The sequence below is a fragment of the Serratia aquatilis genome (assembly GCF_044865145.1).
Taxonomy (GTDB): domain Bacteria; phylum Pseudomonadota; class Gammaproteobacteria; order Enterobacterales; family Enterobacteriaceae; genus Chania; species Chania aquatilis.
The window spans coordinates 2,402,491-2,419,412 of record NZ_CP173186.1 but is presented as its reverse complement, the minus strand read 5'-3'; the positions used below and the strand labels follow the sequence as shown (position 1 = coordinate 2,419,412).

Annotated in this window: 15 protein-coding genes; 4 read left to right on the top strand and 11 right to left on the bottom strand. The window is 44.3% G+C overall.

The window, feature by feature from the left end; genetic code table 11:
- Positions 1-420 precede the first annotated feature (420 nt).
- Positions 421-924 (top strand): DedA family protein, encoded by a 504-nt coding sequence (locus tag SAQUA_RS10865; RefSeq protein WP_380673428.1) that lies wholly within the window; start codon positions 421-423, stop codon positions 922-924.
- A gap of 175 nt (positions 925-1,099) precedes the next feature.
- Positions 1,100-2,635: a SpoVR family protein gene (locus SAQUA_RS10860; RefSeq protein WP_380673426.1), complete on the top strand. Its 1,536-nt coding sequence runs from the start codon at positions 1,100-1,102 to the stop codon at positions 2,633-2,635.
- Between the two features lie 49 nt (positions 2,636-2,684).
- On the opposite strand, the gene fadR is transcribed toward SAQUA_RS10860, so the two are convergent.
- Positions 2,685-3,404 carry a fatty acid metabolism transcriptional regulator FadR gene (fadR, locus tag SAQUA_RS10855; protein WP_380673641.1) on the bottom strand — a complete coding sequence of 240 codons (720 nt, stop codon included), beginning with the start codon at positions 3,402-3,404 and terminating at the stop codon, positions 2,685-2,687.
- Positions 3,405-3,859: 455 nt separating this feature from the next.
- Here fadR and nhaB point away from each other — a divergent pair, with 455 nt between their 5' ends.
- Positions 3,860-5,443 (top strand): sodium/proton antiporter NhaB, encoded by a 1,584-nt coding sequence (gene nhaB, locus SAQUA_RS10850; protein ID WP_380673424.1) that lies wholly within the window; start codon positions 3,860-3,862, stop codon positions 5,441-5,443.
- A 121-nt stretch (positions 5,444-5,564) separates the two neighbouring features.
- Positions 5,565-6,095: a disulfide bond formation protein DsbB gene (gene dsbB, locus SAQUA_RS10845; protein WP_380673640.1), complete on the top strand. Its 531-nt coding sequence runs from the start codon at positions 5,565-5,567 to the stop codon at positions 6,093-6,095.
- Between the two features lie 739 nt (positions 6,096-6,834).
- Here dsbB and SAQUA_RS10840 read toward each other — a convergent pair.
- From SAQUA_RS10840 to SAQUA_RS10795, 10 genes are all read right to left on the bottom strand, one after another.
- Entirely contained in the window at positions 6,835-7,281 is a 447-nt protein-coding gene (locus tag SAQUA_RS10840; RefSeq protein ID WP_380673422.1) for a YcgN family cysteine cluster protein, read from the bottom strand.
- Positions 7,282-7,510: 229 nt separating this feature from the next.
- Positions 7,511-8,143, bottom strand: a complete 633-nt coding sequence (locus tag SAQUA_RS10835; RefSeq protein WP_380673420.1) for a LuxR C-terminal-related transcriptional regulator — start codon at positions 8,141-8,143, stop codon at positions 7,511-7,513.
- Between the two features lie 176 nt (positions 8,144-8,319).
- On the bottom strand, positions 8,320-9,897 hold the full coding sequence (locus SAQUA_RS10830) for a Wzy polymerase domain-containing protein (protein WP_404413184.1): 1,578 nt from the start codon (positions 9,895-9,897) through the stop codon (positions 8,320-8,322).
- Positions 9,898-10,337: 440 nt separating this feature from the next.
- Positions 10,338-10,859 carry a fimbrial protein gene (locus SAQUA_RS10825; RefSeq protein WP_380673418.1) on the bottom strand — a complete coding sequence of 174 codons (522 nt, stop codon included), beginning with the start codon at positions 10,857-10,859 and terminating at the stop codon, positions 10,338-10,340.
- Positions 10,860-10,869: 10 nt separating this feature from the next.
- The gene (locus SAQUA_RS10820) at positions 10,870-11,400 is read right to left on the bottom strand and encodes a fimbrial protein (RefSeq protein WP_380673416.1); all 531 of its coding nucleotides are present in this window, start codon (positions 11,398-11,400) and stop codon (positions 10,870-10,872) included.
- 40 nt (positions 11,401-11,440) lie between these two features.
- The gene (locus SAQUA_RS10815) at positions 11,441-12,037 is read right to left on the bottom strand and encodes a fimbrial protein (RefSeq protein ID WP_380673414.1); all 597 of its coding nucleotides are present in this window, start codon (positions 12,035-12,037) and stop codon (positions 11,441-11,443) included.
- A 29-nt stretch (positions 12,038-12,066) separates the two neighbouring features.
- Positions 12,067-12,777: a fimbria/pilus periplasmic chaperone gene (locus tag SAQUA_RS10810; RefSeq protein WP_380673412.1), complete on the bottom strand. Its 711-nt coding sequence runs from the start codon at positions 12,775-12,777 to the stop codon at positions 12,067-12,069.
- Between the two features lie 16 nt (positions 12,778-12,793).
- A complete protein-coding gene (locus tag SAQUA_RS10805; protein ID WP_380673410.1) occupies positions 12,794-15,274 on the bottom strand; it encodes a fimbria/pilus outer membrane usher protein in 2,481 nt (826 codons plus the stop codon).
- An 82-nt stretch (positions 15,275-15,356) separates the two neighbouring features.
- Entirely contained in the window at positions 15,357-15,794 is a 438-nt protein-coding gene (locus SAQUA_RS10800; protein ID WP_380673408.1) for a fimbrial protein, read from the bottom strand.
- Between the two features lie 180 nt (positions 15,795-15,974).
- Positions 15,975-16,517: a fimbrial protein gene (locus SAQUA_RS10795; protein ID WP_380673406.1), complete on the bottom strand. Its 543-nt coding sequence runs from the start codon at positions 16,515-16,517 to the stop codon at positions 15,975-15,977.
- Positions 16,518-16,922: the final 405 nt, after the last annotated feature.

Genomic DNA, 16,922 nt, shown 5'->3' with positions numbered 1-16,922 from the left:
TGATGTCAATCCATGTCTTGGGCAAAATTTTAAACAAAGACGTACTATTTTCGACCTAATCGAGCGTAGAAGTACGCTTTAAAGCCATTCACTGCTCACTTTGTTGCATTAGAGTATAAATTTAGAAAATTAACTTAATTTGGATTTTTATTCCATTTAATAAAGAATGACACGTTTTTTACCTTTCTGGTTATTCCGACAGGTAAATAGGAGGGGAAACATCAACCTTGGAACTACTATCGTTTACTCTTTGGGTATGCCTGTAGGCTACCTGAATCGGTCACAGAAGTTGACTAATTTACCGTTGGTTTAAGAAAGGAATGAGAGATTATTGCTTGGCTTATTTATCTTCCTGCGATGCCCATTACGGGCTTTGTCGTACTCGTTCAATAAAGTTAACCAGCATTTATATGTTTAAAAATGAATGAATTAGAAAACTTACTGATAAATTACATGCCTGACTGCAAGAAGTTACTAGTACTCATTTTTCTGTTCGCTATGGGCAAGTCAATGGCTTTCGTCTCACCATTCCTGCCCCCTGCGTCGGTAACTTTGTTATTAGGCATATCGCTAGGTAAGAGCATGATGCCACTCTTACCTATCTGGTGCATGATAACGCTTGGTGCAACATTAGGCTCAGTGCTCTCCTTTCACTTCGGCGCGTTTTTACAACATAAATCAGCCATACTACTGCTGCCAGCCAAGTATCATCCCCCTATGTTCAAAGCGAAAATAGCTTTGGAAAAGTACGGAAGCCTCTTATTGTTCTCCTCCAGATTCGTTGCGATCCTACGCTATATCGTCCCTTTCGTGGCAGGAACTCTCCGTTTTCCTTGCAAACAGGTTTACTGCGTGATGACAATTTCCGCAGCCATGTGGGCGTGTATCCTTATCGCAATATCCAAGGCATTACCTACTCTCTAAGCACCTCATACCAGCTATGGACGAACGACAAAATCTCTACTTCGACAAGTTTTTCTGCTTTTCGCAGCAATTTTTTCGATGCACAGATGATTTCAAACGATTTATTGCGACTTGGGCTATCATTGTTAAAGGGTCTGCCAAATGAGCAAGACCTTTAAATAATGAGGGTGCGCTGATGACTACTTCGACACATAAAAAGGTTAAGGAAGATAAACGTCTGAGTGATGGACCAGATTGGACGTTCGATCTGCTGCAAGTCTATCTTGAGCAGATCGATCGGGTAGCCAAACATTACCGGCTCGATACCTATCCGCATCAGATCGAGGTGATTACCTCAGAACAGATGATGGATGCCTATTCCAGTGTCGGGATGCCTATCAACTATACTCACTGGTCATTCGGTAAGAAATTCATTGAAACCGAGCAGCGTTACAAACACGGTCAGCAAGGTTTGGCCTATGAAATCGTTATCAACTCCAACCCATGTATTGCTTATCTGATGGAAGAAAACACCATCACCATGCAGGCATTGGTAATGGCTCACGCCTGCTATGGACACAATTCGTTTTTCAAAAATAACTATTTATTCCGTAGTTGGACCGATGCAAGTTCTATCGTGGATTATTTACTATTCGCGCGCCACTATATCAGCCAGTGCGAAGAACGCTATGGTGTTGAAGAAGTCGAAAAGTTGCTGGACTCTTGCCATGCCTTGATGAATTACGGCGTAGATCGCTACAAACGCCCACAAAAAATCTCGCTAGTAGAAGAAAAAGCGCGGCAGAAAAACCGTGAAGAGTACTTACAAAGCCAGGTGAACTCACTGTGGAAAACGCTACCGCGCATAGCCCGCGAAGAGTTACCGGAGAAAGCGCTACGCTATCCACGCGAGCCTCAGGAAAACATTCTCTACTTTATGGAGAAAAATGCGCCTCTGCTGGAACCATGGCAACGTGAAGTACTGCGCATAGTGCGAAAAGTGAGCCAATACTTCTATCCGCAAAAGCAGACTCAGGTGATGAACGAGGGATGGGCCACCTTCTGGCACTACACTATTCTTAATCATCTTTATGACGAAGGACGTGTAACCGATCGGTTTATGCTGGAGTTCTTGCACAGCCACACCAATGTGGTTTACCAACCCCCATATAACAGCCCCTATTACAGCGGGATCAACCCCTATGCATTAGGTTTTGCCATGTTCCAGGACATTAAACGGATTTGTCAGTCCCCGACTGAAGAAGACCGTTACTGGTTCCCGGATATTGCAGGTAAGGACTGGTTAGACACCTTGCATTTCGCCATGCGCGATTTCAAAGATGAGAGCTTCATCAGTCAGTTCCTGTCACCCAAGATAATGCGTGATTTCCGTTTATTCACCGTGTTGGATGACGACCGCAAAAACTATCTAGAGATTTCGGCCATCCATAATGAAGCAGGTTATCGCGCAATACGCCAAGAGTTGTCCGCACAGTACAACCTGAGCAATCACGAGCCTAATATTCAGATCTGGAATGTTGACTTACGCGGTGATCGTTCATTAACACTACGCTACATTCCACAGGATCGCGCCCCTCTGGACAAAACCCGCAAAGAGGTAATGAAGCACCTGCATCGGCTGTGGGGGTTCGACATCATTTTGGAACAACAAAACGAAGACGGTAGTGTTGAATTGCTGGACCGTTGCCCTGCAAGACCCACAACCCTATAAAGCTCAAGGGGCGCTTAATGCGCCCCTTCTAACTTGATGAGCGAACAGATTATCTCCGCACTTCAGTCAGATCGCTTGGCATTGTACCTTGCATGCTAAGCCAAATAGCGCCACTCTCTTTGCCGTAGTTGCGCACACAATCCATGACTTGATCGTACATTTTATCGTGGCACAGACTTGACAGCTTATTGTAAAAATTGAGAGCCAACTTGCGCGCTTCCGGGTTAGAGAAATAATAACGCCCAACACGAGTATACAGCCCTTTCAACCCATTCAGGATCAGGCCATAGATCGGGTTACCTGAGGCAAATGCCAGCCCACGGAAAATCTCATAGTCAAGATGGTTGAATGCGTCAGCCTGGTCCTCAACCTGGGCTGCTTTTGCCAGCACATCTTGTGCCTGCTCAGGATGATTGCGTACCGCAGCACGAATAAAAATTGATGCAATATTAGTGCGTACAGCCAGGAGATTATCAATCAACTGCGGCACACTATTGTGATCGAGCCGAGCCAGAGTCTCTAGAATATTAAGGCCTGACGTTTCCCAAAAGTTATTTACTTTAGTAGGTTTGCCATGCTGGATGGTTAGCCAACCATCACGGGCCAATCGCTGTAAAACCTCACGTAACGTGGTGCGGGTGACCCCTATAAGTTCTGAAAGCTCGCGCTCCGCGGGCAAAATAGAGCCAGGGGGGAAGCGATTATTCCAAATACTCTCGATAATATATTCTTCCGCAAAACCGGCAGGACTCTGCGCCTTTATGACCATGTGTTGATGTTCCGTAGCGACGATAATCAGTAATAGTAGTCCGCTGATCATACCAGATCGCTATAGCATCACATAGCATGAGCAAAGAACATTAAACGAATTTGTGCATAAACTGACAAAAAATGTGCGATGAAGCCGCTTCTTCAAAATTTAGCCCTAGAGAATCGGGTTCGATTGCATTATGCCCACTGCCATTGTTAGGCTGTATGCCGCAAATGCTCGCCGCTAGCAAGGACTTAGACCCACTGCGCGATTAACGCGGCCAGCACAGGCGCTGTTCAGGTATAATTTATATACCCTTCATACTTCAAGTTGCTTGGGTGTTGGCCGCGCTTACTCACCCCCAGTCACATAGTTATCTATGCTCCTGGGGCCTCGCAAGCTTGCCGCCTACAAGCAACTCGAATTTTTTTGGGTATAACGCAGTAACTAATTTTAAGGTTTCTCAAAAGAGTATGGCTATGACAATACGCTCGGCACTGATGAAAAATTTTCTCGGTGCATCTCCAAATTGGTACAAATTTGCCATCATCAGTTTCCTGGTAATCAATCCATTGGTCTTTTTTTTAGTCAGTCCTTTCATTGCAGGATGGCTATTAGTCGCCGAATTTATCTTTACACTGGCAATGGCACTAAAGTGTTATCCATTACAGCCTGGTGGGCTGCTGGCTATTGAGGCCATACTTATTGGCATGACCAGCCCTGCCCATGTCAGTGAGGAAATTGCCAATAACCTTGAAGTGATTCTGTTGTTGGTATTTATGGTCGCTGGCATCTATTTTATGAAACAGCTACTGTTATTTGTCTTTACTAAACTACTGCTAAACATTCACTCAAAAATGCTGTTGTCGCTGGCTTTCTGCGCTTCAGCTGCACTGCTTTCCGCTTTCCTGGATGCCTTAACAGTAGTGGCAGTGGTCATCAGTGTCTGTACCGGTTTTTACTCAATTTACCACAACGTGGCATCCAACAAAGCAGGGGATACTTCCGATCTCAGCGATGATAGCAGCTTTGAAAACCCTGATAAAAAGCAGACGTTGGAACAATTTCGTGCTTTCTTGCGAAGCTTATTGATGCATGCTGGTGTAGGTACTGCTTTGGGTGGCGTAATGACCATGGTGGGAGAACCGCAGAATCTGATCATCGCCAAAAGCGCCGGATGGGGGTTTGTGGATTTCTTCCTACGGATGGCACCTGTAACGTTGCCAGTGTTTGTTTGCGGGCTTTTGGTTTGCCTACTGGTCGAACGCTTTGGTGTATTCGGCTACGGTACTAAACTACCAGAGCGTGTTCGTAAAGTGCTAAAGCAGTATGATCGTAAGGCCACGGAAAAACGGAGTTCCCAGGAGAAAATGAAGTTGGCAGTACAGGCATTGATTGGCCTTTGGCTAGTCATTGCGCTCGCTTTCCACTTGGCTGAAGTTGGTCTGATTGGTTTGTCGGTAATCATTCTGGCTACCTCCCTATGTGGTATTACCGATGAGCATGCAATTGGCAAAGCATTTCAGGAAGCTTTACCCTTTACAGCGTTGTTAACCGTATTCTTTACCGTTGTTGCGGTGATTATTGAACAACATCTGTTTACCCCGGTGATCCAGTTTGTGCTCAAAGCGCCAGCCTCTGCTCAATTGTCTCTCTTCTATTTGTTCAACGGTTTGCTCTCTTCCATTTCTGACAACGTTTTTGTTGGTACCGTTTATATAAACGAAACGCGCGCGGCATTAGAGAATGGTTCGATTACACTAAAACAGTTCGAAATGTTAGCCGTAGCTATCAACACCGGTACTAACCTACCATCAGTAGCCACACCAAACGGCCAGGCCGCATTTTTGTTCTTGTTAACCTCTGCAATTGCACCACTGGTACGCATGTCTTACGGGCGTATGGTATGGATGGCATTACCTTATACAGTGGTACTTACCGTGGTTGGCCTGCTCTGCGTACAGCACACATTAGTACCGGCCACAGATTGGTTGACACAATGGCAGTGGTTAACACCCCCATCACTTGACGTAGGGGTATCAACCACTGCACATTAACCGCCATAACCACCCCCGTTAAGGCGATATTTTTCACTGAATAGTGTTCAGATCGCTGGCAGCGGGGATGAATTGGTTTACACTGCCGGTTCAATTGCTTACTGCATGGAAGAATATAGTTATGTTGCAATTCTTTAACCGTTGCTCGCAAGGGCGCGGTGCTTGGCTGTTGATGGGGCTGACTGCACTGATACTGGAGTTGGCCGCTCTCTACTTTCAGCATGTAATGATGCTGCAGCCTTGCGTGATGTGTATCTACGAACGAGTCGCACTGTTCGGGATCCTGGGAGCTTCGCTGATTGGCATGCTGGCGCCGAAGACACCTCTGCGTTACGTGGCTATCCTAGTGTGGATATATAGCGCTTGGGAAGGTTTACAATTGGCGTGGAAACATACCATGATCCAGTTGCATCCATCACCATTTAATACTTGTGATTTCTTTGTCAGTTTCCCTTCTTGGTTGCCGCTTGATAAATGGCTACCTGAAGTATTCCATGCTTCAGGAGACTGTTCAGTCCGTCAATGGCAGTTTTTGTCACTGGAAATGCCGCAATGGCTTGTTGGGATCTTTGCAGCCTATCTGCTAATCGGTGTTCTAGTGCTGATCAGCCAATTTGTACGCCAACGCAGACGTGATCTATTTGGCCGCTAGTAATCATCCTCAAAAACGGTGCCTATAGGCACCGTTTTTATTGAATAGTGTATAATTTCAAGAATTAACTTACATCAGGTATGCGTATAAAAGTAAACGAGCACAATAAGTGCTCCAGCTACAGCAAACAAACGTGCCATTTTCATTATTAAACTCTCTTACTGGGCAAAGGAGCCGACAAACTACCTAATATTTTGTTTAAAATGAAGCTTATCATACCTATTTGACGCGTAATTTACATAACCTTAACTTATTTTGCTAATGCATCCATTTTGTCACCCGGATACTCATTACAAAGCACCGAATCAGGTTTATAATTACTCCAACAACTATACTCACAGTGTATGGAGCTCTCTTCACTTTTTTATCCTAGCCTCGCTGTTATCTATGTTATTGAAACCACATTGATGCAGATTAAGTTATTTATAATGTTGAACATTCATATATCATTCACTGCAGATATTTTTAATGGCAACGAGTGAGAAGAATGACAATTAACTTCAATACTAAAAATGTCCGTTATTAACTCTGTAACCTAACGGCGAACTCGTATTGTTAACAAAACTCTGCTGCCACATACTAATACAACGAATCGGAGGTGAAATATGGTAAATGGTATTCTCACAGTGAGCGGCAACAACATCTCGACGCCTGGCAACAGAGTGGGTTAACCAAATAGCACTATTGTCAGCAACACGATTTAAACCCGGCGACCGTTTATGTGAGATATTATGGGTCGTCATTTAGCCCAACTCGGTTTGTTCAAAATGTGATCCTGCCAGTCTGTAACTTCACTTTCATGCACAGCTATATGACGCACTGTGATGCGTTCGCCGTGCATCGCTGCTTTTGAGCCACTAACCAATGGATGCCAAGAAAATAATGGCCTACCTTCACCGACCAGTCGATACGCACAAGTTGGCGGCAACCAGTCAAATGTAGTCAGATTCTCGCGAGTCAGTTTGATACAGTCCTCCTCAAGCTCGAAGCGGCGTTCATAGTTTCGGCACTGACATGACTTAATATTTAGCTGATCGCAGGCAACGTTAGTAAAATAGATCTCGTCGGTGTCTTCATCGATCAGTTTGTTCAGACAGCACTGCCCGCATCCGTCGCACAGTGACTCCCACTCCGCCTCAGACATTTCGTTGAGGGTTTTCTGTTGCCAAAAAGGGCGTTGTAACATATCGACATCCAAGACCAAGTAAAATGAACAGTTCACCCGAAAACAGGCTGGAAGTGCACTATATAGACACTCAACTTAAAAGGAAATACGCCAGCTGCACTTCAGGTTCCCTACATGCTGGTCTCGGCTACGCTGTCGCGGGTTGCTTTCAGCAGTTTACATGGCGCTTCGTTCCCTTTTACCTACCGGTGACTTAGTCATCAACATCGTTAACCGCCGTCACATATTATTACAATTGTTCGGAATGGATAAGAAAACGATACAAATCTATGTTCCGGCTCATATTGAGTTTTCTCATCGCTGAACGTTTTTGGCTACTCACAGTTTTGACGTTTTTTTTCAGAATACGCGATATATTGGAAATGCTGAACCCCATACCGATATAGCGAATGATTCTTTTCTCACTAAAACTAAGTTGCTGAAAATTACATCCCTCGCATGATGCACATTCGTCCTCTGATTTTTCTTTGCTATTGATTTCCCAAGGGTTCCAGAGCGCATCAAGCTTCGCGAGCAAAGTATCAACACTGTCATTTCTGAATAAAAAAACAGTATCCCGTATACAGGGCCGAACCGCAATTTTGACTAAATCCTCCGGCATACAGATCGGAACAACTCTCTGTTGCCCATTACTAACGAACGGGTAGCAACCGTAGTTATCAATACGCTCGTCCAATGGGCGAAATATCAGCCAGGATTCATCAGCAAAATTTTTATCATAGATGGTGAAATTAACTTTAACATTTTGATAAAAAAAATAACTCTCCAGCAATTTTTTTAAGCCATGTTCAAAGTAACGATCACTCTCTAATATTGATACATTAATCATAATTACCCCAAGAAAAACCATTTGACGAATCACACCGACACTCTTTTGCAAACAAGAGCAAATCGCCCTATACAGAGCTACAATTTGTTATCAAACTCCAAAATACAATTAGTTAACCACAGAGGAAACATTATTTATTGCATTTAGCAATCACATTACGAATAACAAGACCAAGGAAGAACCACTCATTAACATCATAGTAAGAAAAACTATTTCCCCATATTTTTTGTCAATGCATTAATCCGGGTGCTTTCAGGGAAAAGTAATTTAGCCTCTTGTGAGAACTCCTCTACTAGTAATGGATTATTGAGTATTTTACCAACAACAATCAAATTTGCATAAACGTTAGCATCAATGTCAACCATCACGTAATTACGCGCCCATTCCGTATATTGGATTAATAACCTATTATCTTTAGATTGGTTATAAGACAAAAGATCGTATAAGTGCCGGTCATAATCGTAACGCCTAGCCTGGCTCCAGGGGTTAATTAGTGCTGCAGGTGTTGGCAAAACCTTAAGTTGCTGTCTCTCTGCCCGAGTCAATACTCCAGCGGCATGGATCCCTGTAGCCATAAACAGAATTACCCCAACGGAGCCTGCAACCATTACCGACTGCAACCCACGGCTACCAAACTGCCTCCGACTCCGTAACCGTTTACCGCAGAGTGAGTCGAGTAATGCTAGTAGCAAAAGAAAAACTAGCCATGATGGCACTGCCATATAAAATGGATATTCTGTTTGGGTATGCAAAGCCAGCGGCAAGGTGATTAGGCCAACCCCAAAGGCGCTATATTCCCTGTTTTCAGCGCGGTCGTGTTGCCACGCTCTTATCAGTAAACTCAGGTAACCAGCAGCCAGCAGCAACATACCAGCCAAGGCAACTATACCCCCTTCCATCCAGCCATAGAGTAGTTCGTTATGGGGGTGATCGGCATGTTCACCGATCAATATCGGGGGTTGTTGTTGAATAAGGAAGTGGTGAAAGTGGTAATCGAAACTGCCATAACCCCATCCCAATAATGGCTTTTGTGCAATCATCGCTAACGTCTGTTTCACCATTATCCAGCGATAATAGTTGGAACCAGGATGATCAAGACTCTCTAGAGTGGGATTACCCAGCATAGCAAAACCGATCAAAATGCCGCATAGCATAGCCACAGTGCCTACAATGGTCATTTGCCGCTGTTGGCGTAGTAGTACCAGCATCGTAGACGCCATTAAGCAAGCGCCAATCCAACCAGTACGAGACCTCATCACCACTATCAAGGCTGTTATCAAAGTTACCAGCAACACCAGCAGGCAACGCCGAACCAGCATTTTGCATTGGCTTTGCAGCAATAGACAAAGCGTAGCACCCAGACCAGTTGCTAGAAATGTAGCCATCACGTTGGTTTGTTGGAAAATACCGTATGGTCGTGCTTTACCGACGTTGAATTCAAACCAGTTACCCGGTTGTAAAACATACATCTGCAAAAGCACAAGCCCGCTTTCCACTACTGCTGCGCCTAAAATCAGCCACAGCACGACTTTAATAGCAGATTCTCGTAAGCAACCTTGTAGTAGCACCAGATAAAAAGCAGCACCGCCTAACATACCCATCACTCTGAATGACGAGTATTCCCGCCAAGGGCTAGCGCTATAAAACCATGGTAAACACAGCATTAGAATACCTAATAGGAAAAGTCTGCTGCTGCTCGTCATTACCCATTGCTCAGGTTCTAAACCTAAACGGCCTAACAGGCAGATAGCTAGTACTATCAGCGCCATCACCAACCATGCCAGCATGTTTCCTGGTAGGGCTAGCCCGCTGCCTCCCATATTGGGAATATAAACGTGCATTATGATCAAAAGATAAAAACCGAGTATCCACAAGACAATTTTCTGACGAATGTTGTTGAACAATATAAAGCCCACCTTTTATACACCGCATATAGCAGCAATTAAAATAATACGAAGCTTGTCAATCACTGACTTTTCGTCTACATTCTGTCTCATTTATTATCATGGATAGCGTCATAGTCAGAAAAATAACCGCCACTGTTTAAACTTGACAAGTAAAGCTCCGCAACCGCCTATCTTCACCCGATTAGGTATGTCTCATATAAAACAACACCCAGCAGCATGAAAGTGAGTAAGCATAATTGCATAAATAGGAAACTTACCTTTATAAATAATCAAGCTAAAGAGAACCCATTTACGTTTAAGCGAAAATTTAAACATCCCACTCATTCGTATTCTAAGTTAAATATGGCAGTCGCACTGAACTCTCCTTCCTTGACACCGCGATTTTCAATACTCTTTTTCGATGCTTGCAAATAAGCCTTTATTTCCAAATATGTTATACCTTTGCGCAAGGTAAATTTTGCTTTCCCACGATTAATCGCTAGTGGTTCTCCCTGTTCTGTTTCAAGAACAATGGCTATACCTTTAGCATCACCGGTAACTGCCAATAACCCTGGTTGTTCCGAGTCATCTTCCCCAGTAAAAGATATGCTTACGCTTTTAGCTATATCAACATCGCATTGTTCGAGCATGATTACAAAACTTTCAGGGGCGCTCCGCGGATGAAGATAGAAATTTCGCGAAGGAATGCTATTAAATTTAACCTGCCGTTCAATTGAGTCTATATTTACTACGCAAGGCTCTGCTACCAGATCTCCAGAGATTCGAAGGTCAACCGCCTCAGCAAATCCTGGAAGGAGAATAGAAAAAAGCGACAAGTTCAGCCATAAATAGAATATACGCATGTCGACACCTTCAGTTATATCTGGAAACAACTGTAGCATTTGCAACAAAGCTACCCTCTGATAATGGTGCGCTATCACTTATTTTCACAGGAATGACCTTTAGCAAAAAACTGGCACTTCTATTTACATCAAAAAACTGGTTGAGTGATATTGCACGGTTATTCCCGGCGTTATATAACGCAATCCCCAAATTGTCTCTATTCGTCTGTAAGACGTTTGCTTTGCCGATAACGCTCTCCCCTTGGATCTGCAGCTGTAAAGGGGCTAGTGTGCCAGCATCGCAGGTGATAGGCAGTGTTTTGATTACAGCATAGTTTTTACCATCAATTTTATCGATGCCTATCTTTTCAAAAGAAATACTTATGGTTTCATCATTATTAATTTTGCAGGGGGCGGGAGCAAAAACCCGGCCAGAGAATGAGAGCGCAAGACCGCCAAAATTAGCAAGGGCCTTTTTTGGCAATACGGCAGATGAAAGAAGTGCCAACAGTAGCAGCCCCCAAACTCTCCCTTTTAACCCTACTGTTAAAGCTGAATGCATGACGAATTCCTATTGCAAACCTTTTGTGAATCAGCGCACTTCAGAGATAATCTAACTTGAAATTGATCAGTGTCGAAAACGTTCCTAGCTTAAGTTCACCTACGCCCTTTTCCAATTGGGCATAAAATACCAAGCTGTTATCACCCTGATCGAGTAGTAACGGGCTGCTACGCACGCCTGGATAAATTTGCCGTTGTTCACGATCGGAAAGCCTTAATGCAACACCTTTTGCCGTACCCCGCAGCCGGAAAAGCTGGCCTCCGCCACTTAGTTGCTCGCCTAGAAATGTAATAAATACTGCGGGTTGCTCAGGAGCATAAATATCCGTGCCACCTTGCTGATTGTCATGCAAATCGGGAGCACTGCTGCCACAGTCGAGCAGCTTAAGGCGAAATGCAACAGGCGGAGTTCTTGTTCCAGGACGTGCAACCCTGTAACTAGGGATCGCGCCCAAATCAACAGTCTGCTCTTCCGACTCCATTGCCAACACACAGGGTGAAAGCATCATGTCACCACTTACTTGCAGTTCCCCATACATGCCATCAACATTCCAATTGTCGGCCTGCCTGGCACAGGCTTTTCCAGCCATCAGTAAAAGGCCCACCAGAAATGCACAACGGTAGAAAGATGCTTCCATTTTATCCATACTCCTTGCTGCACGTTCTATCAGGATTTCATTGCCTGACAGCGTTCACCTTGGCAATTGAAAGTGAGTTCTGGTCGACCACCATAGTCATTGATGTAAGTCAGTACAGGTGTATGCAATTGCGGGGTTTTCACACTTTCAGCAGATTTAGGGGCAATCATCACAGGGGAAATATTTGAGCCAGGCTTTCCCTTCTCCGTCAAATCAATCACAGTGACAAAATAGGGTGTCGGGTTTTCAATACGGTATCCCGTTGCAGTTTTAATCAATTGCAACTGTTCCTGCCAGACCGCCCCCCTTTCCGGTGTGATTGCTGCAGGGCGATAGAACAGTTTGATTTTGGTTTGCAACGCAATCTGCATAACATTTGGTTTTTCACTCCGCGGAGGGATCTCACGCAGATTAAAATAAAACAACGATTCGCGGTCCTGTGGCAAAGACGAAACTGCCGGCAAACTGGTAATTCTAATCATGCTTTTGCCTCCTGCCTCGAGCCTTTGTACAGGAGGCACTACTACCAATGGCCCAGTAATTTTTCTATTTTCTGCATCTTCTATCCATGCCTGAGCAAGATAAGGTTGTTGTTTATTATCATTATTAATGTTTAAACTTACCGATTTTACTTCACCATTATAAATTACACGTGTACGATCAAGCGCTAAAGCGGCCTCTACTGCCTGTGTGCTCAATAGTAATGTGCACCCGAGTGCCAGAGTTCTTATTTTTTGCATAACTATTTCCTGTTGATTAGTTCATTGAATGGCACGGCAATAGCAACTGAGCTAATGGTGGTAGCGATTTTGGTATTTCCACATAACACTGTTTCTGGCCGTTCCAAACCACGTCCAATTGCTCTCCAAAGCTGATACCGCTTAAATATGCCAATCCACCATCACTCAAAACTGCTAGTTCTTGACCTTTACGATTCATCACACTGGCGCCAAACGGTGGATGGCTTCCATCAGACAGCGCCAAAATGGCCAGTACTTTTGCCCCCTTAAGCAAAGAGAACTGGCGATAACCTATTGCACCTTCGGTCAAAGATGATTCCACCACTGACTTGCTGGCTTCAACATCATCATCCAACTGATTAACATCGATGCTGGTGCTAGTCAGATAATAGCTACTCATATCGGTCACTACGCCAATACCCCATCTGTTAGTGCGTACACGCCCCCCTTCAACAGGTACATTCCCTACCCCTCCGGTATCAACCAGCAGACGGGTATTACCGTTGCCCCCCCCAGGATGCAGTGCAGCCCCTTTACCAGTGACCGTTGCGCCGCCCTGCAGGGATAACCCTAAAGAGGTGAAACTGTTCTGTACATAGGAAGCATTGACACTCATATCGGAAAAGTCGCCGCGATGGCTGAAATAGCCACTCACTTGGCCGTTAGTGCCGTTCCCTCCACCACTGGAAGTACCGCCAGTTAGGCGGTAGCTGTTTCTATTATCTATACGACCGTAATACCCTAAAGAATGGCTATAGCGGCTGTTGTTGGTCTGGCCGCTATAACTGAGAGTTCCGTTGCCCATAGGAAGACTCATACTGAGGAATAAAGTGTCATTCTTTTGACCATTAAATTTACTACGAGTAGCAGAGAGACTGACTGCAAGATTTTTCAAACTTGCAAAATCGAAGTAACGGCTTATAGAAATGTTATAGCGATCATTATATGGCTGGTCCCAATAGGTTTGATGGCTATAAGATAGATAGGCCGTGACGCTGGCATCTTCAAAACTCTTATTCGCCGTAATGGTGTAAAGCTCTTTATCCTGACCTACGCTACCATCATGATATCGAGATTCAAGATATTGCCCCATCGACATAAACTCACGCTCGGAGAAGCGATACCCCGCGAAGGTCACTTCGCCGTTAATCTCATCGAAACGCTTCGAATAACTCAGACGCCAAGATTTACCGACACGGCTATCTTGACCAGGAATACGAGCCCAAGATTGGGTAACATCAGCAGAAAGAGCACCAAAATTATACAGATCGCGACCAAGACCTATCGCCACTGCGTTATAATCCCCGGCAAACGTTCCCCCACCATAAAGCGACCAACTGTTTGCCACTCCCCAAGAGAAGTCGCCATTTGCAAACATCGGGCCTTCAATGCCGTGATCATAAGTAGATGGACGCCCAAAGGCCGTAGTGTAACGGACCTGACCAGGACGGGTCAGATAAGGTATGGTAGCAGTGTCAACCTGAAAGGTTTGTGTATTGCCATCCTGTTCCTCTACCCTTACATCCAGCCTCCCGTTCACCGCACTGCTCAAAGATTGAATACGAAACGGCCCCGATGCGACCGTAGTTTCATACAATACCCGCCCCTGTTGTGAGATGATCACTCTAGCATTAGTCCGAGCGATCCCACTCACTTCCGGCGCATACCCTCGTAAAGAGGGGGGCAGCATTCTTTCATCCGAAGCAATCCCCACACCGGTATAGCGCCAACTATCGAACAGGTTTGAATTGATAAAGTTCTCCCCCAATGTCAGAGTCGCCCCCATTTGCGGTAACGCGCGGAAGGCATACATCCGGCTCCAGGCGAAATTGCGCTGGCTATCTTGCCCTCGCGATGCAGAGGTATAACTCCCCTGATAGTCGCCACGTAACCTCCAGGAACCGATGTTGGTACCAGTCGTACCACTAACACTGGCATTTTTCATCTGATCATCACCCTGCAGCCAAGTAACAGCGGAGTTGACGTTATAATCCAGAAGTAGTCCTGGAATACCATTGTCCCACTGTGAAGCAGGCACCCAGTTCGGGTCAGTGTATTCCAGCAAGGCTTGAGGAATAGAAATCCTCAGAGCTGCATTGCTCAAGTCACCACTTACTGTCGCTCCAGATAAAGCGGAAAGATCAGCACAAGCGTTATCATGCCAGTAGGTGATTTTGTCCTGGGCTGAGATTGTTAAGCCCAATCGTTCAACCATCTCTGGTGATAGGCAAGCCTCAATACTGTCTTTTTTACCATCTCGGGCATAGAAGGGAATTGTGAAATCTGCTAGTTGATGGTTATTAATCATCAACGTTAATAGGTAATCTCCTGGCAAGATATAATTAGCTGTTGCAAAGCGCGAGAAATCGATATTTTTCTTGTCTTCAGCATCGAGAATATCGGTGTTAAACTCAACAGAGTAGGCGATTTTACCAGCACCAAACAGAGCAAATAAAATAGCGATACAGAGACTATGTGGTTTTAATTTTAGCTTCATACGGTTTTACCCACTATTCCCTTACTTTCGCCTATGCTTAGCTATATTCCATTAATCAATACTGTGGATGAAAAAATCCGTCTTAAAAATACTCAATCATAAAACGGACATTTGCCTGGAAAGTACCGGTTTTGATTTGATGTCGAGTCTTGTTAAGAGTTAATGAATATTTCAAAACCGTGTCTCCAGAAGGGAGAGTAATCCCTGATAGAGCGACGCCAGGTATTACATCGTTACCTTGAGCATCTTTGATACCAAGTCCGATCCCTCGCGCATCGCCCTGGTTTGCAATAGATTTCCCATCCCTTGAACGTAACCCATCGAAGGTAATCCTTATACCTTGAGTATTTTCTAGCAAACCCGGAAGTAAATCACAGTTAGTCAGACGAATATTAAACTCTACCTCAGAGCTAGCGCTGTGTTTTTCAATATTTTTAATCGGTATAGCCCCCAGACTTACTGACTGAAAAGCACTCCCTGCTTCAATAGCACAAGCCGAAGCAAGAATTTCACCGCTCATATTAACTTCACCTTCACCAAGCAACTTAGCCTCGGCACATACAATACTTAATGTGCAAGAGAGCAAGATAATCGATGGTATGAGAAGTCGTCTCATTTGTTGTTTTTTCCTTTTGGTAAACAAACGGACGAACCGAAGATAGGTATGCGGAAAATACCGCATACCCTCAGCCTTTAGCGATTATTCATAATCAAGGGTAAAGTCTGCTACGCTGGTGAATTCGCCTGGTACAACAGGAGCAGAAGCTGTCAGACCTTTCAGATAAGCGGAGAAATTCAGAGTATTATCGCCTTCAATCATTTTGCGCAGAGTCGTTTTCTGCCCAAGCACGATCTGATTGCTGTTACCATCTGTAACCACGACGCCTGCACCTTTCGCAGTACCGGTAATCCCCAGCAGGTTAGCATCAGCGCCAGGTCCCGCAGATGCGCCACCAAAGGTAATGGATACGGTTTTCCCAATAGCAGTAGCATCACAGCCAACCAATTGAATTGCAAAATTCGTCGGTTTAGAGGTTCCCTGATTTGCCAATTTAACGCGAGCTACCTGACCCAGATTGACATTCTGCCCGTCACCATTGTTCCCTTCAGCAATGGAGCATGGGGCATCAAGGATATCACCACTGAAATTGATTTTACCCGCACCGCCATTGGCCGCGTTAGCACCAATAGATGTGACCCCCATAGCCATAACCACTGCTAACATCAGCTTATTCATCTTCATATTGAGTCCCTATGATTCAAAATCTAGTAAGTTCTTCCGCTTCTCTACTCATTAAAGAAGACTGTTGAATTTTTTAAAAAAGAATCCTTCAACACTATAAAAACAGTAGGAATCATATTTTAAAAACCTGTTGATAAATCAAACCCTTTATCTGACAGGTTGCAAAAATAATACAAACACCAGTGAACTAAGGAAACCAATATTAACCAACAAAGGCAAAAACAAATTTTAAAACCAATTAAACTAGGATTTTTCTTATAAATCAAGCGGCAATAATCAGCAAAAACCATAAAATGGCATAAAACACCAAATAAAATATTTTAAACAATTTTATTGATGGTAAATGTAACTAAAAACAGTTATAAATTTTATTTAAAAGAAAATTTTCTGTATAAGCAACCAAAT

What these genes read in the sequence shown, in the direction of transcription:
- SAQUA_RS10865 (WP_380673428.1), top strand. Translation starts at nt 421, where the DNA reads ATGAATGAATTAGAAAACTTACTGATAAATTACATGCCTGACTGCAAG.
- SAQUA_RS10860 (WP_380673426.1), top strand. Translation starts at nt 1,100, where the DNA reads ATGACTACTTCGACACATAAAAAGGTTAAGGAAGATAAACGTCTGAGT.
- fadR (WP_380673641.1), bottom strand. Translation starts at nt 3,404, where the DNA reads ATGGTCATAAAGGCGCAGAGTCCTGCCGGTTTTGCGGAAGAATATATT.
- nhaB (WP_380673424.1), top strand. Translation starts at nt 3,860, where the DNA reads ATGGCTATGACAATACGCTCGGCACTGATGAAAAATTTTCTCGGTGCA.
- dsbB (WP_380673640.1), top strand. Translation starts at nt 5,565, where the DNA reads ATGTTGCAATTCTTTAACCGTTGCTCGCAAGGGCGCGGTGCTTGGCTG.
- SAQUA_RS10840 (WP_380673422.1), bottom strand. Translation starts at nt 7,281, where the DNA reads ATGTTACAACGCCCTTTTTGGCAACAGAAAACCCTCAACGAAATGTCT.
- SAQUA_RS10830 (WP_404413184.1), bottom strand. Translation starts at nt 9,897, where the DNA reads ATGCTGGCATGGTTGGTGATGGCGCTGATAGTACTAGCTATCTGCCTG.
- SAQUA_RS10825 (WP_380673418.1), bottom strand. Translation starts at nt 10,859, where the DNA reads ATGCGTATATTCTATTTATGGCTGAACTTGTCGCTTTTTTCTATTCTC.
- SAQUA_RS10820 (WP_380673416.1), bottom strand. Translation starts at nt 11,400, where the DNA reads ATGCATTCAGCTTTAACAGTAGGGTTAAAAGGGAGAGTTTGGGGGCTG.
- SAQUA_RS10815 (WP_380673414.1), bottom strand. Translation starts at nt 12,037, where the DNA reads ATGGAAGCATCTTTCTACCGTTGTGCATTTCTGGTGGGCCTTTTACTG.
- SAQUA_RS10810 (WP_380673412.1), bottom strand. Translation starts at nt 12,777, where the DNA reads ATGCAAAAAATAAGAACTCTGGCACTCGGGTGCACATTACTATTGAGC.
- SAQUA_RS10805 (WP_380673410.1), bottom strand. Translation starts at nt 15,274, where the DNA reads ATGAAGCTAAAATTAAAACCACATAGTCTCTGTATCGCTATTTTATTT.
- SAQUA_RS10800 (WP_380673408.1), bottom strand. Translation starts at nt 15,794, where the DNA reads ATGAGCGGTGAAATTCTTGCTTCGGCTTGTGCTATTGAAGCAGGGAGT.
- SAQUA_RS10795 (WP_380673406.1), bottom strand. Translation starts at nt 16,517, where the DNA reads ATGAAGATGAATAAGCTGATGTTAGCAGTGGTTATGGCTATGGGGGTC.